Below are 21,799 nucleotides of genomic sequence, written 5' to 3'. Positions count from 1 at the left end.
TTGTTACCTTTGCAAAAAATAATTCCATGTCAGCTTTTTATAAATTACAGATTAAAGAAGTAAAGCACGAAACGCCAAATGCCATTTCCGTTGCTTTTACCATTCCGGCCGAATTAAAACCGGTTTACCGATTCATTGCCGGTCAATACGTTAATTTGAAGTTAACCCTTGACGGACAAGAAGTACGTCGTGCCTACTCGGTTTGCTCATCACCCAATAGTGACGAGTTGCGCATTGCTATTAAATCGGTGAAAAATGGTCACTTTTCTAAATTTGCGAATGATCATTTAAAAGCCGGCGATTTCTTAGAAGTTAGTCAGCCCGAAGGAAGATTTACTTTTGAACCTTCGTTTTCCAATTTGAAAAATTACGCGGCTTTTGCGGCAGGAAGCGGAATTACACCTGTAATGTCGATTTTAAAATCGGTTTTAGAAGGTGAGCCTAAAAGCACATTTGTTTTGGTTTACGGCAATAAAACACCGGAAGAAACCATTTTTCACAACGAATTACACGATTTGCAACTGAAATATGTAGGGCGCTTTTTTGTGCACTATGTATTCAGTCAGGCACGAGTAGAAAACGAACACTTTGGCCGCATTGACAAATCGATTGTAAACTTTGTGCTGAACAACAAACACAAGGAGAAAGAGTTTGACAAATTCTTTTTATGTGGCCCGGAAGAAATGATTAATCTGGTTTCGGGTGTGTTGAAAGAACACAATATAGCCGAAAAGAACATTAAGTTTGAATTGTTCTCTACCTCAACTGCTGCCGAAAATGCAGCAGCTACAAGCCATACCGGTCACACCAAAATTACGGTAATGGTTGACCATGAAGAAGCAACTTTTGAAATGTCGCAAAAACAAACCTTATTAGAGGCTGCTTTGAAACAAGGGATAGATGCCCCTTATTCGTGTCAGGGCGGAATTTGCAGTTCTTGTTTGGCCCGAATTACAAAAGGTTCTGCCGAAATGAAAAAGAACTCCATTTTGACTGATAGTGAAATTGCCGAAGGATTGATTTTAACCTGTCAGGCGCATCCGACTTCCGCTGAAATTTATGTAGATTATGACGATGTGTAACAGATAAAAGAAAACAGACTAATAGAACATAGACAAAACTCCCATAAAAAGGGAGTTTTTTTATTTTAGTAAGGATTGTATTTTTTCCACAACTGTTTCGGGAGCTATGGTACGCATGGCGTCTTCATACCCATCTACTTTTTTGTTACCGTAAACAGACGTAGGCAGTAATGGGTATTTTTCGCGGTCTGCGGTTAAACAGTTATCCATAGATTGATTGAACGGTTTGAACCCGGCAAAAGGGTGCGTGGCTCCCCAAAGCGTGACAACTTGTATACCCAGCATGGCGGCAATATGGGCATTTCCGGAATCCATTGAAAGCATGACATCAAGGTTGGAAATCAACTCCAGTTCCTGTTGCAGTTTCAGTTTTCCGGCCACAACGATGCAGTTGCTAAAGTCTTTGGCTAAGATGTTCAACTGTTCTGCTTCCTGAGTTCCTCCTCCAAAAAGAAAAATTGTATACTCGGTATTCGAAGCCAGTTTTTCGATTACTTTCTGCATCAAATCTAAGGGATATACTTTACTTTGGTATTGGGCAAAAGGAGCAATTCCTATCCAATTTTGATTCGCTTTTTGACCCGAAACTCCAATAACTTCTTCAGACAAAATTGCTTTTTCGGGAAACACCGGATTTGAAATCGTAACCGTAAAACCCAGCTGACCAAATGTATCAATATGTCTTTCCACCATCGATTTTACCGGTTGGAAGATTTTATTTTCAGCTCGTGTCAATTCTTTTTTATCGGCTCTTCCTTTATCGGTTGCCGCTACTTTTTTTCCGCTCAAAGCAAAAAGAGTCCGAACCACTTTGGAACGCAACACATTGTGCAAATCAGCCACAGCGTCTATATTCAATCGCTTCAAATCGGAATATAATTTGAGCAAACCCATAACACCTTTGTGTCTTCCTTTGACATCAACGGGGTAGAAATTTACATTGTGAATGTTATGAAAAAAAGGCTGAAAAAAAGGACGTGATACTACTGTAATTTTCACTTCCGGATGTTGCTGTACAAACGCCCTGATAACAGGAACCGTCATCGCAACGTCGCCCATGGCAGACAATCGGATGACGGCTATATGTTGAATTTTGTTTGACAAAAGGTTGTCGCGATTTATTTTTTGTTTTGGTACAAAACCGGATTTAATTCCTCGTCGTTGTACATTTTCATTTGTTTATACACTTTCATGTATTTGTCGCCGTTTTCAATATCTGTCAACAAATCATTGATGGAAATAAACATATCACTTTTTTGGTCTAACAGTACATTTAGCTTTTCCTGGCATTTGGCTCGGTGTTCAGCTGTAGCTTCAGCACGATTAGCTTCTTCGCTCATGTGATAAATTTTCAAAGCCAAAATAGACAAACGGTCGATGGCCCAAGCCGGACTTTCGGTATTGATTTTGGCGTTGGGTTTTATCTGAACGTCTTTGTATTTCTGTAAAAAATAGCTGTCGATATATTCCACCATATCGGTACGAACCTGGTTAGAAGCGTCGATTTTTCTCTTCAAATCCAAAGCCGCTACCGGGTCGATATTCGGGTCACGAATGATGTCTTCATAATGCCATTGTACGGTATCTACCCAGTTTTTGGCATACAATAAATACTCGATAGTTCCTTTGGTATAAGGATTTAAAGCGGGTTGGTACACATCGTCAATAACGTGGTAATCTTTGATGCTTTGTTCAAAAATAGGGAAGGCAAATTGTGAAAACATATCGTATATTTTTTATTTTATTTGATACAATTCGACCAAAAGGTCTCGGGTGCAAAGATAGTTTTTATACTTTTACCCAAACATACAAATTTTTGTCGTCTATGCATATTCATTACATTTCTGAACAGAACAGTATTCTCAATCATTTTTTGGCACAAATTAGAGATGTTACCATCCAAAAAGACAGTATGCGTTTTCGAAAGAATATTGAACGCATAGGCGAAATCATGGCGTATGAACTGAGTAAAACGTTGGAATATAAGGCGGTGAATGTGCAAACTCCGCTTGGCATAAAACACACCACTACTGTTGCCGAGCCGGTAGTTTTATGTTCAATTCTCAGAGCCGGTTTGGCTTTGCATATGGGCTTTATGAATATTTTTGACAATGCCGAAAACGGATTTGTATCAGCTTATCGCCATCATTATGATAACGATGACAAATTTGATATTTTAGTCGAATACCAAGCTGCTCCTTCTTTTGAAAATAAAAATTTAATTCTGATTGACCCGATGTTGGCCACAGGACAGTCGATAGTAGCGGTATTACACAAATTGCATTTGGAACAAAAACCAAAAGAAATTCACATCGCTGTTGTCATTGCTGCTCCTGAAGGTATAGCCTATTTGGAAAAAAACCTGCCTGAAAATTGTCATTTGTGGGTAGCGGCTTTAGACGAAAAACTAAACGAGAAAAACTACATCATTCCCGGTCTTGGTGATGCCGGCGACTTAGCGTACGGCAACAAATTATAGTTGCGCAAAAAAGGCAAAAAAACTCCCTAAAATCAACAATAACAATACTATTTCCTGATACATTTTATTTTGGGAATACTCTACATTATTGGTACACATGACCGATAAAGGCATGAAAGTAAACAACAACATGGCATTATTTTTCTCGGGCGACATCACAAAAATCAGCGAACCGATTAAGAATGCAAATATCATTTTCTTATAAGAAGCCTGCAAAATCAGCGGCCTGTTAGTCATCGAAAAAATCATCGAAAACAGAAAATAAACAGCAATCACAACATAAAACGAAAGTGCCGCATTTTGGTAGTTGTTGGTAAAATAATTCAGCTCAAAATTGACTTGCGCCTGGTGCAGTATGTGGTCAATCCATGATTTGTCGAAAATCATCGCACTTAATACAAATACTACTGCAGTAGCAAAAAAGGCTACAAAGGGCAAGAGCCAGTTTCGATAGTCACGGGAAGCGTGAAAAATGATAGAGATGTAAACCAGAACAATGAAAAGAATACACCAAAAATGAAAAAGGCTGGCGATGAAAATCCACATGGCTGCATCAAAAATTTTCTCTTTCGGGGCTTTTAAGCTTTGCAACGAAACCATTCTGCGCATAGATAACAACAGAAAGAAATTAGCAAACAGCAAATTTAAATTGTTGAAAACGCCTGGGAAAAGCAATAAAAACAACAGGAAAAATAAGATGGTATAACTGCTGTCTTTGGTGAGTCCGTTTTTTTTGACCATGAAATTAACCAGAAAAAAAGAAGCTAACAACAAGACTATCAGCATACTGTTTTTGAACAGCCCGTTAGACGCAGCCGTAGTAAATAAATCACTGGTTTGGTATATAAAAAAGAAGCATAACAATAAAACTACAATCAGCGAATAATTGAGGATAGTAGATTTTTTAAAAACGCTTGTTATCATGTGGATATTTTATACATTTGTGCTGTAAATATAACATTTTATAAGATGAAAGCATTTTTTGAAGGCATTCAAACATTATTTGTAGATTTTCTATTCAAGCCTTTTGACTGGTTGCGTACATTAGAGTTGAGCAATTGGTGGTTGGCCAACATTGTAAGCTGGGTTTTGATGTTGATTTGTGCCAAATACGTTATATACTGGTGTAAAGAATTGAAAAAACACCAAGACAACAACGAAGAAAACCAAGATACCACGGCTCATTCTTTCTTAAAATAAGTCGAAACCGATATCTTTTCTAAAATACATCTTATCAAAATGTAGACGTTCTATGTTTTGGTAAGATTTTTTTATGGCCTCCTGAAAGGTGTCTCCAAAAGAAGTAATGGCTAAAACCCTGCCCCCGTTGGTAACAATCTTTCCGTTTTTGATTTGGGTTCCGGCATGAAAAACAAGAGAGTCCTGAACATTTTCAAAACCTGAAATTTCAAATCCCTTTTCATATTCTTCCGGATATCCCCCGGAAACCAGCATGATGGTTGTTGCACTTCTTGGATCAATTTCCAACACAATTTCATCTAGTTTTTGGTTAACCACCGCTTGGAACAACTCGATCAAATCTGATTTGATTCTGGGCATCACCACTTCTGTTTCGGGGTCACCCATTCTGACGTTGTACTCAATTACCATAGGTTCGCCTTTGACAATGATGAGTCCTATAAAAATAAATCCTTTGTATTCAATAGCGTCTTTTTGAAGTCCTTCAACGGTTGGTTTTACAATGCGGGTTTCAATTTTTCTCATTAAGACTTCATCTGCGAACGGAACGGGGGAAACAGCTCCCATACCTCCGGTGTTTAAACCGGTATCTCCTTCTCCGACTCTTTTGTAATCTTTAGCGGTTGGCAATATTTTATAGTTTTTCCCGTCTGACAGAACAAAACAACTCAGTTCAATTCCATCGAGAAATTCTTCGATCACAACCTTTGAACTGGCAGTACCGAACTTGGCGTGAACCAGCATATTTCGCAATTCGGTTTTGGCTTGTTCTAAATCGGTCAAAATCAAAACGCCTTTTCCTGCCGCCAATCCATCTGCTTTTAAAACGTAAGGAGGTTGCAAGGTTTCTAAAAACTGACATCCCTTTTCAACTGTTTCAGCATTAAAACTGGCATAAGCTGCAGTCGGGATATTATGTTTGACTAAAAATTCTTTGGCAAATTCTTTACTGCCTTCTAATTGGGCTCCCATTTTAGACGGACCAATTACCGGTATTTGTTGTAAATCAGCATCATTTTTAAAAAAATCAAAAATCCCGAGCACCAAAGGATCTTCGGGTCCTACGACAACCATGTCAATGTTTTCTTTAATTACAAAAGCTTTTATAGCGATGAAGTCATTGGGTTGCAAAGCAACATTTATTGCAATGTTACCAGTCCCTGCATTACCGGGTGCCACATAAAGACAAGTACAGTGAGAACTTTGAAGTAATTTGTATGCTAAAGCGTGTTCTCTTCCGCCTGAGCCCAATAGTAGAATAGTCATGATGTTGTGTTGTGTGTTAAAGTCTACAAAAATAGGGTGTTTATTTTTTTTTCCTGCATTTTTTTACTAGTTTAGTACCTTAAACTGTAAAAAACAAATACTATGAAAAAACTATTACTCTCTTTATCCTTGTTTTCACTGGGATATATGTCTTATGGACAATCATGGGTTTCACAAGCTACAGGGTTTGCTTCAGAATCCAGAGGTATCTCAGAAATTCACATTGTTGATGCCAACACGGTTTGGGCATTGGCCTTTGATGGTGCGCCTGTAACAACCGCACACCCGGCAGCTCTTAACATTCAGGAGTTCACTTTGACAACCGACGGAGGGAACAATTGGACTGCGGGTATCGTTGACGTAGGAGATACTACTTTTGAAATTAACAACATTTCTCCTGTGAGTGCTACAACAGCTTGGGTTTGTGCTATCAACAACACCACTAATGATCCTAACAACGGAACAGGAGTTATTTATAAAACTGCTGACGGCGGTCAAAATTGGGAACAGCAAAATGCAACCGGTTTTCAAACTGCGGGTGAATCTTTTTTAAATGGCGTTCACTTTTTCAATGCTAACAATGGTATTGCCTATGGTGACCCTGTAGGAGGAGAATTTGAAGTATACAGAACTACAGATGGTGGTGATACTTGGACACAAGTGCCCGGATCAAGTCTTCCCAATCCTCTTTCCGGAGAGTACGGATACAACAGTTTACCTACTGTAGCTGGTAACACCCTTTGGTTTACAACCAACAAAGGAAAAATGTACAGAACTACGGATATGGGTGTGACATGGACAAAATTAAATGGGCCTACCGGGTTTACTGATTTTGGTGCTACTGCTATTAATGGTAGATTGCTTTTCAGCGATAACAACAATGGAATCATCATGGGTACTACTAATGGTTCTGCTGCTTCTCCAACATATAAAATCTGGAAAACCACTGATGGTGGAGCTACTTGGTCAGCACCTATCACTTATACAGGATACAGATTGTTAACTTATGTTCCAAATACAACCATTTTAGTTGCTTGTGGTGCCGGAACATCTTCAGGTGGTGTAGGTTCTGCATTCAGTCCTGACAACGGAACTACTTGGACGACAATTGAAAGCAATCTTGAACAAAGATTAGCCCCAGCTTTCTTAAACAGTTCTACAGGTTGGTGTGGTGGATTCAGCACTGACTCTATAACCGATGGTATTTTTAAATTCAGTGGTAATTTAGGTAATGAGCAATTTGCTGCTAATACCGTTAAATTATATCCAAATCCTGCTACATCTGTTGTAAACATCTCTGCTCAATTAGAGTCATACAACGTTAAAGTGACTGACATCACTGGAAAAGTAATGTTTAACAAAGTATTCAGCGGTGTTGAAAACACTGTAGACATTTCAAGTTTTGCTACCGGAGTTTACTTCTTCGAGGTTAAATCAGGAAGCAAATCAGAAACTATCAAGATTATGAAAAATTAATACTGAATAAATAGTATTTTTAAGGGCTGACAATTGTTAGCCCTTTTTTATTGTTTGTATACATGCTCAATATTTTCGATTTATCGCTTAGATTAAATGGTTTTCCTATGGATGAAGCCTCTGCTGAATTGAAGCGAATTCAATCTTTGTCCGCATCTGACTATGAAAATTATGTGACAAACCGGAGAAATGAGATTGTAGACTATCATCTAAAAAACAATGTATTCTATGCCGAACTGGTAAGCAATAATTCCTTTTCCCTCTGGGAATCATTACCGGTTATGACCAAAAAAGACTTTCAAAAACCTTTGAATCAAAGGCTTTCAAACGGATATACTTTAAATGATGTTTATGTCAACAAAACATCAGGATCCAGTGGCGATCCGTTTGTGTTTGCCAAAGATAAATACTGTCACGCACTGACTTGGGCCAACATTATTAACCGATTCGGCTGGTTTGACATCAACTTTAACAGCTCATTACAAGCGCGTTTTTATGGTATTCCTCTGGATTTCACAAGTAATCTCAAAGAACGAATTAAGGACTTTTTATCCCATCGCTACAGGTTTTCAATTTTTGATTTATCAGATGCTTTTTTGGAAAAAATACTGTTGAAATTCAAACACAAAAAATTTGATTACATCAATGGTTATACCAGTTCGATTGTGTTATTTGCTAAATTTTTGGAACAAAAAAATATCTTGTTAAAAACCGTTTGTCCTACATTAAAATGTTGTGTAGTGACCTCGGAAATGCTTTTTGAAGATGATAAAAAATTACTCGAAAAACAATTTGGCGTACCGGTAATCAACGAATATGGTGCTTCAGAGCTGGATTTAATAGCCTTTCAAAATCCTGATGGCGATTGGCAAATTAACTCCGAAACACTATTTGTGGAAATTTTAGACAATCAAAATAATGCGCTTCCTTATGGAAAGGAAGGAAGAATAGTAATTACTTCATTATACAACAAGGCCCATCCTTTTATCCGCTATGATATTGGCGACATAGGTGTTTTGGACGAAAAAAGTACTATTAAAAAACCCATACTTAAAAAGCTCATCGGCAGAACTAATGACGTGGCTCTTTTACCCAGCGGAAAAAAATCGCCGGGACTAACCTTTTATTATGTCACCAAAAGCATTATACAAGATGACGGAAACGTAAAAGAATTTGTGGTCAAACAAACCAAAATCGATACTTTTGAAATTGAATATGTAAGTCAGCTTGAACTGACTTCAACTCAAATTCAGAACATAGAAAAAGCCATCACCTCTTATTTGGAACCCGGTTTAACTTTTACGTTCATCCGAAAAGAAAAACTCGAACGAACCAAAAGCGGAAAATTAAAACAGTTTGTTTCCCTACTAAAATAATCGCATGAAAATTACGATAGTCGCAGGCGCCAGACCCAATTTTATTAAAATCGCACCCATCATCAGAGCGATTGAAGAAAAGCAACAAGAGGGTGCAAACATCTCTTATCGTTTGGTACACACCGGACAGCATTATGATAAAAATCTCAGCGATACTTTTTTTGAAGAGCTGAACATTCCTTTGCCCGATGCGAATCTGGAAGTAAAAAGTGGCTCACAATCCGTACAAACAGCTGCAATCATGGTTGCGTTTGAGCAAGAGTTGCTCGAAAACCCCTGTGATTTGGTGTTGGTTGTTGGCGATGTTAATTCAACTATGGCATGTGCTATTGTGGCCAAAAAAATGAATATCAAAGTAGCTCATGTTGAAGCGGGCATTCGTTCGGGCGATATGACTATGCCGGAAGAAATCAACCGGATTGTAACTGATAGTATCACCGATTATTTTTTTACCACCTCAACAACTGCCTCAGAAAATTTGTTGCATCACGGGGCTAATCCAAACAACATTCATTTTGTCGGGAATGTAATGATTGATACTTTATATCAAAATTTGAGCAGAATAGCTCCCCCTGCATTTTGGGACGATTTTCAATTGTCGGCCAACGACTATATTGTACTCACCCTGCATCGTCCGGCTAATGTGGACGAAGAACAATCTCTCATACGACTTCTGGAAGGCATTGATAAACTGGCTGCCGGGAAAAAAATTATTTTTCCGATTCACCCCAGAACAAAAGCTATTTTAGGACAACAACAACTGCATACCGAAAACATTCTTTTTACAGAACCGCAAGGATATCTGAACTTTATGTTTTTGGTTAAAAACAGTTTGGCGGTGATTACGGATAGTGGCGGAATTTCGGAAGAGACTACCGTATTGGGAATTCCATGTTTTACCATGCGAAACAATACGGAAAGACCCGAAACGCAAACCATTGGCACCAATACTTTGGTGGGAACTACGGTTGAAAATCTGGAAAAAGTTTTTGGTGACTTCATAAAAAATGGTTCAAAAAAAGCCGGAATCCCCGAACTATGGGACGGAAAAGCCTCGGAACGCATCATTGGGATTTTGCTCAACACTTTCCAACAACAGCTGAAATAACAGGTATATGGAAGACATTCTTATAGTATCTAACTATTATCCTCCCGAACAAGGGGCTGCCGCCAACAGAATTGAACAATTGGCGTTGAAACTGCAGCAGAATAACTATAAGGTTACGGTGGTTTGTCCGTTGGGAAATTATCCCAAAGGAGTCTTGTTTCCGGAGTACAAAGGAAAGTTTTCTGTAACCGAAAAGCGTGACAACATCACTGTAAAAAGACTTTGGATTTATCCGAGTGTCAGCAAGAATTTAGTCATTCGAATTGTTTCTGTTTTATCTTTTTCACTGGGTTTGTTTTTTTATTTGCTATTTAAAAAGACCCCGAAAAAAGTTGTGGTACAATCTCCCCCACTCTTACTTTCATTCATTTCCGTTTTAGTTCTTTCTCTGAAAAATAAAAAAATAACTCTCAATGTTTCAGATTTATGGCCATTAGCTGCCATTGAATTGGGCGCGTTGAAAAAGGGATCATTTTCACATAAATGTTCGCTGATTTTAGAACGGTTTATCTATAAAAATGCCAGCATAATCTTGGGACAATCCCACGAAATCATCACTCACATTCAAGACTTTTTCCCGGAAAAAAAATGCTTTTTATACCGAAATTTTCCCGATCACGGGACGGAAAAAATGGACTTAAAGACAAACGAAAATCAACCTGTAAAACTATTTTATGCCGGTTTACTGGGCATTGCTCAGGGAGTTTTAGAAATGTGTCAAAATATCAATTTAAAGGATTTAAATATAGAGTTGCATCTGTTTGGTGACGGGGCTGAAAAAAACGAAATAGAACACTTCATTTCAACTCAAAAAGAACAAAAGATAATTTTCCATGGCATGATGGACCGAAAGACATTACACAAAAAACTACAGAGTTTTGATGTTGCGATTGTTCCTTTAAAAACCCGTATATACGGCTCTGTTCCTTCTAAAATTTTTGAGTATGCTGCTTTTGGCTTCCCTATACTGTATTTTGGCGGTGGTGAAGGAGAAACTATTGTACATGAGCACCAATTGGGTTGGGTGGCAGCAGTTGAGGATTACCATGACCTAAATCAAAAACTGAGTTTGATTTCGGGGCTAACCAAAGGAGAGATTCATCAAATAAAAAGGAGGATTTTTACGGAAGCCCAGGGAGCATTCAATCTGGACAATCAAATGAATGAACTCATAGCGCTTGGTGTCTTCTAATAGGCTTTTTCTTCGCCTTTAAAAATGTTAATCACCGTTTGAACTATAATTTTGATATCCATGATTAATGACCAATTTTCGATGTAAAACACATCAAACTTGATGCGGTTAATCATGTCTTCATCAGTTTCTATTTCTCCTCTGAACCCTTTTACCTGAGCCAAACCGGTTACACCGGGCTTTACGTAATGACGCACCATGTACTTCTTAATTCGGCTGGCATAGGCTTTATTTTGGGACCACAAGTGTGGTCTTGGTCCTACTACTGACATATCTCCGAACAAGACATTGAAAAATTGCGGCAACTCATCTATGCTGGTTTTACGCATAAATTTACCCATTTTAGTAACTCTGGGATCATTTTTAGAAGCTTCCTTTTCGGTATTCCCATTGACTTGCATCGATCGGAATTTGTAACAAAAAAACTCTTTTTCATCCAAACCAGGTCTGCCTTGTTTGAAAAAAACCGGCCCCTTAGATTCTAATTTAATGAGAACCGCCAAAATAGGAATCAACCAAGACAAGACAAATATGATAACCAGCAATGAAAATAAAACATCAAAAACACGTTTAACTCCTTTGATAAAAGGATTGTGTAATTGCGTTTTTTGCAGAGATAAAACCGGAAACAATTCGTAGTAATCTATTTTCAAATTTTTAGAAAAAATCTCTTTGGTATCCGGTATGAATTTTATTGTTTTTTTATTTTCATCGGCAAACTCGACCAAGTCTTTTAGCTTTTCATTGGAGATTTCGTTTAAAGAACAATATATCTCATCGATTTTGTTTTCTATCACATATTTTTTGAGTTCTTCTACTTTGCCCAAAATCTCCGGATTTTGTTTTTTATCCGAAAAATAACCATAGAACCGATACCCGTAATCTCTTCTGTTCTCAAAAACCTCTTTCAATCGAATGGCTTCCGGAGTATAGCCAATAATGACCGCATTTCTGAAATTACTCCCTGTAGATATTCTGTACTTTTTTAAATAAAAAAACAAGAAATACTTAAATGCCAAAATAACGGTAAAACTAATCGAAATGAAGAAAGCAACCGCTTTTCCGCTGAATATGGCCGTTTTGACAAAAGGGAAAAAAGCAATAACCATCAGTAAAAAAATACTGAATTGTTTGACCAGTTTAGTAATGATTTCTACCGGTGTTGTAAATCGGAAAACTTCGTAGTATTTTACAATTATGGCTATGACAACCCAGGTTAATGATTGATATACCAAATAATAGAACTGATTAAGTTTTAATTCTCTGAAGAAGTATAAACTTAACCCCGTTATGACCATCAGATCAAATAGGACACTGATGGGTCTAATATATTTTGAGTACCTTCCTGTTTGTTGTGAAACCATGCAATACTAGTGGATATATCCTTTAAAGTCTTTGTGTTCTTCTTTTAAAAGTTCCTCGGAGGTTAACGATTTGAAATAATCATAGGTGAGTTTCATACCTTCCGCTCTGGAAACTTTGGCGCTCCATCCTAAAATTTCTTTGGCTTTGGTGATGTCCGGTTGGCGTTGTAACGGGTCATTAACCGGCAGCGGATGGTAGACTACTTTCTGATTGGTTCCGGTTAGTTTTATAATTTCATCTGCAAAATCTTTAATGGTGATTTCATCAGGATTCCCAATATTTACAGGGTAAACATAATCAGAATGCAGTAATCTGAATATTCCTTCTACCTGATCGGTCACGTAACAGAATGATCGGGTTTGACTTCCATCTCCAAAAATAGTCAAATCTTCCCCTCGTAAAGCCTGGCCGATAAAAGCCGGAATAACACGCCCGTCATTGAGTCGCATTCTTGGTCCGTAGGTATTGAATATCCTCACGATTCTGGTTTCTACGCCGTGAAATGTGTGATAAGCCATTGTGATGGATTCCTGAAAACGTTTAGCTTCGTCATAAACGCCTCTGGGCCCTATCGTATTTACGTTTCCGTAGTAATCTTCTGTTTGCGGGTGTATCAGGGGATCGCCGTATACTTCAGAAGTAGATGCAATCAGAATTCTGGCTTTTTTAACTCGGGCCAAGCCCAAAAGGTTATGTGTTCCCAAAGAGCCTACTTTCAGGGTCTGGATGGGTATTTTTAAATAATCAATCGGACTGGCAGGAGATGCAAAATGAAGAATATAATCTAATTTTCCGGGTACATGAACAAACTTGGTCACATCGTGGTGGTAGAACTCAAAATTTTTATCTTTAAACAGGTGTTCGATATTTTTTAAATCTCCTGTAATCAAGTTATCCATCCCTATGACAAAATAACCTTCGGCTATAAAACGATCACATAGGTGCGAGCCCAAAAAACCCGCAGCACCCGTAATTAATATTCTTTTCATATTTTTTTATTCTACTTTGGAATCTTTAGCAGGAATTCGCGAATTAAAAAGACAGTACATCAAGGTGAAAAAAACCACACCGCGCTGTCTCCACAAAAAAGATTCGGTCAAAAATAAACTTATCATTAGAATTGCGAAAGCAAAATGAACAAAATCTTTCGATTTGTAGGCGTTTTTAACATTAATAATCAGCATTATTACTAATAAAATAAATCCGAAAACACCGAGTTCTGCAAAATTCTGAACGTACTGATTGTGGAAATTCTTCGATTGATATCCCTCGTGATTATCATCTCCCATATACAAATCGTATTGAACTGCTTTCTCTTTAATTTTTGGCATTGAGGCATTTAATCCGAAACCGTTAAAGAACGCATTGTTTTCTTTAATCAATTCAAGAAAAATTCTCGATTGATAGACCCGAAATGCCGTTCCGGAAAAATAATCGTTGGGCGAAAAAACTGGATTAGTCCAGGCTTCTTTTAAACTCACATAATGAACTCCCGGCGGTACACCTTCAATTACATTAGCACTCAGACTTTTGTCTGTATTGGTTTGAAATTCTACCTGAAAGCGGTGTTTGATTCTTCCTGTTGAAAAAATGATTAGTATAAGCAGGCCAAAAAGAATCAGGTTTCTCAATCGTAATTTGTGAGCGGTCTTTGAAAAAAAGAAAACATAAACCAGCACCAATAACAATACGACGAGTATAATGTTTTTGGATGAAAGCAACAGTAAAAATCCGAACAACAAAACGGCTATTGCAGTATCAACTTTTGACTTTACGCCTTTGGTAATAAAATAAAAAAAGGCTACAGCAACAAAAACCGAAACGTGTATGGCGTTCAACAATTTAGGGACTAAACCGTAATCATCCTCGTTTTGACCGTGGTAGAAAAAAACTCTGGAATCATGAAACAAAGCATATCTGACCAAAGCCCGAACGGAATAATACAGCACCAATAAAACAATGGCATAACTGTAATACATTAACATTTTCTTCTTTTGGTCTTTTGAAAATCCTGTAAAGAACAAAAAAGCCAGCGGAATTAAAAACAATGGCGCTTCTTTTGATAATGCAGATAAGGTACTTCCCTTGTCTATTGACCAAAAATAGGAAACCACCATCAACATGTAAAGCAGCATAGGAAGGATTAAATTGCTCTGAAACATTACCTTGTTTTTTTTCAGAATAACCAAGGATACAACCGTGAATATCCCCAAAGCAATATTGTTAACCGCATAGCTCAACGGAATGGTGACTAAGAGTAAAAGTGTTGGGATAAAAGCGTTATTGCTTGTGTTTTCTTTTATCAGATTTTGAAAAACAGTCTTCAAAGAGTTGTAAGTATTCACCATTTATTTTTCCCCAATTAAATTCATTGACAATGGCGTCAAAATTGTTTTGAACCAATTGCAAGTTATCATTTTTTTTGATTGTATTGAGAATATTTTTGACCTCCTGAGGGTTGGAAAAGTAATAACTGTTCTCTTTTAAAATCCCTTTATTAAAATCATTATTATGAGCGACAACAAGTGCTTTAGAAGCCATAGCTTCCAAAAGCGAAGGGTTGGTTCCCCCAACCGAATGTCCGTGGAAATACAAGTTAGAATAGTACCTGAGATTGTTCAGGTGTTCTAAATTGTATAACCCACCTATAAAACGGATGTTTTCGTGGTCTTTAAATTTATTTTTTAAATAAGCCCCATATTTGGTGTGATGTTTTCCGATAACTAAAATAGGGGTCTTGTCTTCATTCATTGCCACACCCTCTAAAACCATGTCAAGATTATTTTCGGGCTCAAAACGCGCCATAATCATGTTGTAGTTCTCTTTTTCAACATTGTATTCCTTGAGAATAGCTTCGTTTGGATTGGTGAACGGATAGGCTCCGTAAGCTATGTAGGTAGAGTCTTTTTTATATTTTTCTTTGAGAAATTTTTTAATCCCCAACGAATCCGAAACCAAGAAATCACTACTGATGGCAGCCAATCGTTCAGCAAATTTTAAAAACTGTTGTACGGGTTTTGAATATTTTGTACGCTTCCATTCCAATCCGTCCATATTGGTTATGATGATGGACTTTTTGGGTAAAAGAAAAAACCAAATAGAATTACTAGTGTAGCCCAGCTGTAAGATTATATCAAAATCTCTTTGACGCGAGTCCATGATACAATTGTAATCATAAATAAACTGACCGAAAGTACCGAACTTGTATTCCGGATCGTGTTGATGAATGATGTTTACACCGTGAAAAGATTTTTCCTGAAAAGGATGGTTGTGCGAATTATAGCAATACACTTCGTGTCCTTTTTGCACCAAATACACCGAAAAAAATTCGGCAAACTGCTCAAAACCTCCGTAATAATTGGGGACACCACGGGTTCCTAGTATGGCTATTTTCATGCTGTTTTACTACAGTTTAATAGGTCTGTCAATTTTGCAAACGTAATAAATTGATTTGACTTGATACCGACATTGGCTTAAAAAGTTTGGCGTTTCCTTATCTTGGCATGAGTTCGGCCTATTTTCTTTTTCATTTGACAAATAAAAATTGGTTGAAAGGTTTAAAACATGAAGATATAGATTTTATTACTAGTTTTACGCCTTACTAAATTCTCTCTTTTAATGAAAAAAGTTCTTTTTCTTTTTGGAACTCGTCCCGAAGCTATAAAGATGGCTCCTCTGATTACGGCTTTTTCGTCCGATGCAAATTTTGAAGTTAAAGTGGGGGTTACAGCCCAACATCGCGAAATGCTGGACCAGGTTTTGGCTTTTTTTGAAATTCAGGTGGACTATGATTTGAATGTAATGAAGCCTAATCAGACGCTGCATCAATTGACTGCTGATTTGATTTCTAAAATAACTTCGGATATTTTATTAAAAGAGCACTTTGATTTAGTTTTTGTACAAGGCGATACTACTACCGTTTTGGCAGGTGCATTAGCTGCTTTTTATCAAAAAATTAAAATTATTCACATCGAAGCCGGTTTGAGAAGTGGTGATATGCTATCCCCATTTCCCGAAGAAATGAACCGTGTTTTGACTTCACGTATAGCTTCTTTTCATTTTTGTCCTACAGAAGCCTCTCTGGAAAATTTGGCAAAAGAAAATATAACCGACAACGTTTACGTGGTTGGCAATACCGTTATCGACGCTTTGTTAATGGGATTAAAAAAAATTGATGCTGCCAAAGAAACGGAACTTCTTTCAAAATTTGACTTCGTCGATTTTTCAAAAAAAATAATTTTAGTTACCTGCCACCGCAGAGAAAATTTCGGAAAGCCTTTTGAAGAAATCTGTGATGCTCTCTTGGAGGTCGCAGCTGCCTACAAAGATTTGGTTGAAATTGTATATCCGGTTCATTTAAATCCAAATGTGAAAGAAGTTGCCCAAAAGAAACTGATAGCGAACAACATTAAACTCATTACCCCTCTGGATTATCCGGAACTGATTTGGATGATGGATAAAAGCAATATTATCATCACTGATTCGGGGGGAATTCAGGAAGAAGCGCCAAGTTTAGGCAAACCCGTTTTGGTTTTAAGAGAAGTTACTGAAAGAATGGAGGGCGTAGATGCCGGAACAGCCATACTGGTAGGTTCGGATAAAGCCAAAATTATTCTGGAAACCCAAAAATTGTTGGAAGACTCGTCTTATTATTCTCAAATTGCTACAGCTTCTAATCCATACGGAGACGGAACCACCAGCGAAAAAATAAAAGCGATTATCAGTCGATCATAATATCGTTTAAGTATTTTTTGAATTGTTAACTGCCTATAAGGCTTTCAAAAACCGCTTCAAATTGACTAACGTGCTTTTCCAAAGAAAAGTGTAAGTGTACACGTTCACGGCCTTTTAAGCCAAAAGAGGTTCTTTTATCTGCATCACTTATCAAGATGGTAAGTGCTTCGGCCAGCTTTTCCGAATTTCGAGGCTCAAATAATAGTCCTGTTTCCTCCGGAAGTACAATCTCTGTTAAACCTCCGTGATTGGCGGCAATTACAGGTTTTTTAGCTAACATAGCTTCAATAGCAACCATACCAAAAGGCTCAGGTTCGGTTGACGGAACCACAGCAATATCAATAGCTTCCCAAAATTTCCAAATATCTTCACGAAACGGAATAATGGTCACACGTTGATTTAATTGAAACTCACTAATTTTTGCTTTCAAATCGAGTTCAAAAAATTCCTGATTGGGTGGTGCTGAACCTATAAATACCAATTGAGTTTGCGGAAATTTATCGGCGATCAGATGAAATGCTTTCAAGAGTAACTGCTGTCCTTTCCAACTATTGATTCTGCCTACGAGTCCAATAACAATTTGTTCTTTACTGACCTGCAAAAATTCTTTTCTGACCGCATTGATGTCCTGTTCAGAATACTGCGGTTTTTGGCTTACATCAAGACCATTCCATATAAAATCAGATTTTGCGGCTAATTTTTGATTACCTTCAATCCAAAAATTCATTGTCTCTTCTGAATCATAAATAACTTTATGGTTGGAATTCCAGGCAAGAATCCATTTGAACAATTTATTAATGATGATCGGTTTAGCCAGTATTTCCTGTACATGCCAAAGATGTTTTATCTTCTTTTTTTGGGCAAAAAGTATACCTATCAAAACGGCTAATGTATGCGAATAAACTAGCTTAAAATCATATTGTTTGTGGAGTTCTTCCAATTGTTTTAATCCCTGTCGGTATTCTTTGAAAAACTTTACCAGTCCTTTTGGGGTCATCATTTTTCGATACAACTTTAGTACCGGTGAAATGATAACTTTAATATTGTTCTTTTCTAATTCATCCTTCAACGGACCTTCAAAAGGAAGTATTACAATAGGTTCGTATTTGGACTTATCCAAATTGGAGATGAACATTAAAATAGTTTTATCGGAACCATAAAGTTCTGCCGATTGGTGTAAAAAAAGAATATTGCTTTTCATTTATTTAAATTTTTCTCTGTAGGCAATTAAAAAGCCTATCAGTATCGTTTTGGTCTCTGTTAAATTATAAAAACCTAAAAAGACCCAGTTTGAAATAATCATAAAAAAACCTGTTCCTATAAAAAGTAAGTTGATGTAATGTATTATTTCATTATCGCTCCTCACTCGAACAAAAAAGTAAAAGATAGTTGACAGAAAAATGAATATCCCTAATAATCCGGATTTCAAAAACACAATCATGAAACCGTTGTGTAAAATGGAAATAAAACGAAGCTTCATATCGCCCAACCCTACTTCCTGTTTCAAGTCAATTTGGGAACCGATTCCTTTTCCGAAAACAGTAGGAACCCATCCGTCTCTTGTTACTTGTCTTATAGTCATGATATTCTCATATGATCGGTAATTATCATTAAAATCTTTATAATCTTCTCGATTTATTTTTGTTTTAAACGGTTCTAAAGGAGCCACTTTTATCTTGTACAAAAAACCCTCAAATCCTTCGGCATCACGTCTCGGATTCAACGATAATACAATAAAATAACCTATTACTGAAGTGGTAATTATGGATAAAAATATCGTTACAGATTTTTTGTTCAAAACAAAGTATCCTTTAAGGGCTAAGAATAATATGATGAACTGAATAAAGTTGGTACGTGCCAGATACATCAGTGCAGAGAAACCAACAATCACGGCCAGAATGAGAAATTTTTTCGGAGAATAATTGAGTTGGAATTTTTTGTGAAAAAGAATGATTACAAATACATAAATTTCATAATCACTGAAATAACCTGCATAAAGTCTAATATCAGCAACCGTGCTGGCTTTGAAAACTATGATGGCAAAAAATAAAATGATAATATGGCAAACCGCTATAAAAACTCCTGTGTTCACAATTAATCTGAACGCGTTTTCATAATTCCGTTTACACAACTGATACCCCAGTAAAAAACCTATAATTGGCTTGCAGAGATAGACTATATCTCTGATTATAAAATACTTCTGATAATCTATGTAAAAAAAACTGACAAAGATTGCAATTGTTAATACAGCTAAAAATGGAACTATCAATTTAATCAAAGACAATGAATAACTCCTAGAAACACTCACCAAAAAAGCAAAAGACCATACTGAAATAGTAAGTTCAAAATTGTCAAGATACGGAGCAGCTATACTCAGTAAGAACAACAACTGATAACGAAAATTGTGAGGAATGGCGATTTTCATTTATTCAATTTTTTTGATGACTTTGGCCGGTACTCCACCAATTATAGAATTATTTGGATAAACACCGTTTACCACAGCCCCTGCAGCTACTACTGAATTGTCGCCTACTTCACAACCATCTAAAAATGTAACTTTGGCACCTACCCATATGTTATTGCCCAGTTTTATACCTTTAGAAGAAGTCCCTTGTTCTCTTATTAATTTTGTAGTATCATTAAAATTATGATTTTCTGAATGAAACGAAATATATGACCCCATGATGACATCATTGCCAATTTCAATTCCTCCCGGTGCACCGAAATGGGTAAAATCGCCAATAGCTGAATTATTTCCCATTTTTAATCCTTTACCAAACTTTGAGAAATGACTGGTCGAAAGTAATTTTGAATAACATCCTATTTTGACACAATCACCCAGAACGATTTTTTCAGAAGCAAATCCATCAATAACGCAATGGTTTCCTATGGTAACACTTTTTCCAAAAACAATGTTTTTGGAATTTAGAATTCGGGTATTGCTTCCCACAAAAATCTTTCTTCCGGTTTTCAAATAACCTCTTATCAACATGATTAATCTGCTGAAAAGGACACTATACATGAGTTTTGCTGGGATTCGTTCATCTATTTGATAACTTTTCCCGGAACTTGCCAGCATTTTTTGGAATATTCCTTTAATCATTTAAAGTGTTATTTTAGAAGAAGTCCCAAAAATACAATAGTTTTTAACTTGAGCGAAGAAATAAGTCTTTTTTAATCGTTAGATAAAAAATTACCATCGTTATGAATTCGGTTATTAATAAGACCCATAACACTCCCAGTACATGATAAAATGGAGTAATGATAATAATAAGTGCTAAACTTATCAAAGTGATTGTCGTAGTCGTTCTTACATATTCCTTTTGTTTGTTGCTTCCTAAAACCAATTGTTTTAACGGAATCGTTATTCCTTGAAGAATGGGAATGAAAACTGCTATTTTTAATAAATTACTGATTTCCACAATTCCCTTTGGATTAAAGTAAGAAACCAACTGAAAAGAAAACAGAGCAATAACAATCATTGATATGACGACAAAAGCAAAGTTCATTCCGTTATAGCGCTTCCAAAATCGTAGTGCTTCTTTTTTACTTGTTTCCAATAAATAACAAATCCTGGGATATACAAAATTGAAAAACAACAAGATATAAGTTTTAAAAATAACTATGATTTGGTCTACAATTTTATATTGCCCTGCCATAATATTTCCGCCAAAAAAACTAATCAAAACTATTGGGGAGTACATCTGAAGCGAAACAAAAATCTGAGAGAAAAAAAGAGAAAAATTCTCATTAAGCAGCTTTCTTACCTCACCAGATTTTATGTGGCGAAACGATATTGAGAAATGCTTTACAATATAAAGCCAAACAATGCCATTGGCGAAAATCATACCCAATCCCCAAATCAAATTGCTGTACACATAATCTTCGGGTTTTCGGATAAAAATAAAAACACCTGCTAAATACACTATTTTCGAAAGAACATTGAGGATGGTAATCCATTTGAAATTTTCAACACCTTGTAAAAACCAGGTTGGATTTACAAATTGGCCAACCACCATAGTAAAACTCATAAAAAAAAGTGCTTTTTCCTTGCTGAAATACGGAATAAAACAAAAACAAAAACCTGAAATTACAGCCATCAGAATCAATAAAATCAATTTAGCCGTATAGGTTGTGGTAAAAATGTTTTGCAGTTGATTTCGGTCATTGCGATGGACAGCTACTTGTTTGACCCCAAAAATATCAGAACCGTAGTCTACAAAAACCATAATAAAAAAAGCCAGTGCCATACCCACACCAATCTTTCCGTAGCCTTCTTCGCCGCAAACAGAAACAATATAGGGAATAACCAACAACGGCGTGATTAGATTAAAGCCTTGACCAAAACCGTAAATTGAAAATTTCTTAAGGAGCTCACTTCTGAGAACACTTTGTATTCTTTGTTTCAAATTCTGTAGATTTGTTGTCAAATATAAAAACAAAACCCCAATAAAGAAGTTTTAGCTTATCTGCTGAACAAAAAAATCACAAAACATTTTAAAATATTTTGTGATTTTTTAA

20 protein-coding genes are annotated in these 21,799 nt (G+C 36.6%); 8 read left to right on the top strand and 12 right to left on the bottom strand.

Annotated features, from left to right (window positions below; genetic code table 11):
• Positions 1-26 precede the first annotated feature (26 nt).
• A complete protein-coding gene (locus EZL74_RS01705) occupies positions 27-1,082 on the top strand; it encodes a ferredoxin--NADP reductase (RefSeq protein ID WP_131474858.1) in 1,056 nt (351 codons plus the stop codon).
• 60 nt (positions 1,083-1,142) lie between these two features.
• Here the strand turns inward: EZL74_RS01705 and EZL74_RS01700 are convergent, their stop codons facing one another.
• On the bottom strand, positions 1,143-2,141 hold the full coding sequence (locus EZL74_RS01700) for a glycosyltransferase family 9 protein (protein WP_131474974.1): 999 nt from the start codon (positions 2,139-2,141) through the stop codon (positions 1,143-1,145).
• Positions 2,142-2,200: 59 nt separating this feature from the next.
• Positions 2,201-2,806 carry a DUF4254 domain-containing protein gene (locus tag EZL74_RS01695; RefSeq protein ID WP_131474857.1) on the bottom strand — a complete coding sequence of 202 codons (606 nt, stop codon included), beginning with the start codon at positions 2,804-2,806 and terminating at the stop codon, positions 2,201-2,203.
• Positions 2,807-2,907: 101 nt separating this feature from the next.
• Between EZL74_RS01695 and upp the strand changes: the two genes are divergently transcribed.
• Entirely contained in the window at positions 2,908-3,561 is a 654-nt protein-coding gene (gene upp, locus EZL74_RS01690; protein WP_131474856.1) for a uracil phosphoribosyltransferase, read from the top strand.
• Here upp and EZL74_RS01685 read toward each other — a convergent pair.
• Entirely contained in the window at positions 3,556-4,485 is a 930-nt protein-coding gene (locus EZL74_RS01685; RefSeq protein WP_131474855.1) for a DUF6427 family protein, read from the bottom strand. The genes upp and EZL74_RS01685 overlap by 6 nt on opposite strands.
• Before the next feature lie 45 nt (positions 4,486-4,530).
• On the opposite strand from EZL74_RS01685, the gene EZL74_RS01680 reads away from it, so the two are divergent.
• Entirely contained in the window at positions 4,531-4,761 is a 231-nt protein-coding gene (locus tag EZL74_RS01680; protein WP_131474854.1) for a DUF6341 family protein, read from the top strand.
• Here EZL74_RS01680 and purD read toward each other — a convergent pair.
• Positions 4,753-6,027, bottom strand: coding sequence for a phosphoribosylamine--glycine ligase (gene purD, locus EZL74_RS01675; RefSeq protein WP_131474853.1), 1,275 nt, complete (start codon positions 6,025-6,027; stop codon positions 4,753-4,755). The two genes, EZL74_RS01680 and purD, sit on opposite strands and share 9 nt — an antisense overlap.
• A 102-nt stretch (positions 6,028-6,129) precedes the next feature.
• Here purD and EZL74_RS01670 point away from each other — a divergent pair, with 102 nt between their 5' ends.
• The 4 genes from EZL74_RS01670 to EZL74_RS01655 all read left to right on the top strand — a co-directional run bounded on the left by EZL74_RS01670 (position 6,130) and on the right by EZL74_RS01655 (position 11,179).
• Entirely contained in the window at positions 6,130-7,503 is a 1,374-nt protein-coding gene (locus EZL74_RS01670) for a T9SS type A sorting domain-containing protein (RefSeq protein ID WP_131474852.1), read from the top strand.
• A gap of 62 nt (positions 7,504-7,565) precedes the next feature.
• Positions 7,566-8,879 (top strand): phenylacetate--CoA ligase family protein, encoded by a 1,314-nt coding sequence (locus EZL74_RS01665; protein WP_131474851.1) that lies wholly within the window; start codon positions 7,566-7,568, stop codon positions 8,877-8,879.
• Positions 8,880-8,883: 4 nt separating this feature from the next.
• The gene (wecB, locus tag EZL74_RS01660) at positions 8,884-9,987 is read left to right on the top strand and encodes a non-hydrolyzing UDP-N-acetylglucosamine 2-epimerase (protein WP_131474850.1); all 1,104 of its coding nucleotides are present in this window, start codon (positions 8,884-8,886) and stop codon (positions 9,985-9,987) included.
• A gap of 7 nt (positions 9,988-9,994) precedes the next feature.
• A complete protein-coding gene (locus EZL74_RS01655; protein ID WP_131474849.1) occupies positions 9,995-11,179 on the top strand; it encodes a glycosyltransferase family 4 protein in 1,185 nt (394 codons plus the stop codon).
• Here EZL74_RS01655 and EZL74_RS01650 read toward each other — a convergent pair.
• The 4 genes from EZL74_RS01650 to EZL74_RS01635 are packed head-to-tail and all read right to left on the bottom strand — an operon-like array spanning position 11,176 to position 15,940.
• Positions 11,176-12,543 carry an undecaprenyl-phosphate glucose phosphotransferase gene (locus EZL74_RS01650; RefSeq protein ID WP_131474848.1) on the bottom strand — a complete coding sequence of 456 codons (1,368 nt, stop codon included), beginning with the start codon at positions 12,541-12,543 and terminating at the stop codon, positions 11,176-11,178. The genes EZL74_RS01655 and EZL74_RS01650 overlap by 4 nt on opposite strands.
• Positions 12,544-12,549: 6 nt before the next feature.
• Positions 12,550-13,533, bottom strand: coding sequence for a UDP-glucuronic acid decarboxylase family protein (locus tag EZL74_RS01645; protein WP_131474847.1), 984 nt, complete (start codon positions 13,531-13,533; stop codon positions 12,550-12,552).
• Positions 13,534-13,539: 6 nt separating this feature from the next.
• Complete coding sequence (locus tag EZL74_RS01640) at positions 13,540-14,892, bottom strand: O-antigen ligase family protein (RefSeq protein WP_131474846.1); 1,353 nt, start codon at positions 14,890-14,892, stop codon at positions 13,540-13,542.
• A complete protein-coding gene (locus EZL74_RS01635; protein WP_131474845.1) occupies positions 14,825-15,940 on the bottom strand; it encodes a DUF1972 domain-containing protein in 1,116 nt (371 codons plus the stop codon). Before EZL74_RS01635 ends, EZL74_RS01640 begins: the two co-directional genes overlap by 68 nt.
• 222 nt (positions 15,941-16,162) lie before the next feature.
• Here EZL74_RS01635 and wecB (EZL74_RS01630) point away from each other — a divergent pair, with 222 nt between their 5' ends.
• Positions 16,163-17,278, top strand: coding sequence for a non-hydrolyzing UDP-N-acetylglucosamine 2-epimerase (gene wecB / locus EZL74_RS01630; protein ID WP_131474844.1), 1,116 nt, complete (start codon positions 16,163-16,165; stop codon positions 17,276-17,278).
• Positions 17,279-17,303: 25 nt separating this feature from the next.
• Here wecB (EZL74_RS01630) and EZL74_RS01625 read toward each other — a convergent pair whose 3' ends face one another.
• Genes EZL74_RS01625 through EZL74_RS01610 form a run of 4 tightly spaced genes read right to left on the bottom strand, consistent with a single transcriptional unit; the run spans position 17,304 to position 21,687 of the window.
• Positions 17,304-18,479, bottom strand: a complete 1,176-nt coding sequence (locus EZL74_RS01625; protein WP_131474843.1) for a glycosyltransferase family 4 protein — start codon at positions 18,477-18,479, stop codon at positions 17,304-17,306.
• Positions 18,480-19,703, bottom strand: coding sequence for a hypothetical protein (locus EZL74_RS01620; protein ID WP_131474842.1), 1,224 nt, complete (start codon positions 19,701-19,703; stop codon positions 18,480-18,482).
• Positions 19,704-20,381, bottom strand: coding sequence for an acyltransferase (locus EZL74_RS01615; protein WP_131474841.1), 678 nt, complete (start codon positions 20,379-20,381; stop codon positions 19,704-19,706). It abuts the gene before it with no gap.
• Between the two features lie 43 nt (positions 20,382-20,424).
• The gene (locus EZL74_RS01610) at positions 20,425-21,687 is read right to left on the bottom strand and encodes an oligosaccharide flippase family protein (RefSeq protein WP_131474840.1); all 1,263 of its coding nucleotides are present in this window, start codon (positions 21,685-21,687) and stop codon (positions 20,425-20,427) included.
• Between the last annotated feature and the right edge of the window lie 112 nt (positions 21,688-21,799).

The sequence above is a fragment of the Flavobacterium silvisoli genome, assembly GCF_004329815.1.
Taxonomy (GTDB): domain Bacteria; phylum Bacteroidota; class Bacteroidia; order Flavobacteriales; family Flavobacteriaceae; genus Flavobacterium; species Flavobacterium silvisoli.
Note: the sequence above shows the minus strand (reverse complement) of the source record. Positions and strands in the feature narration are given on the sequence as shown.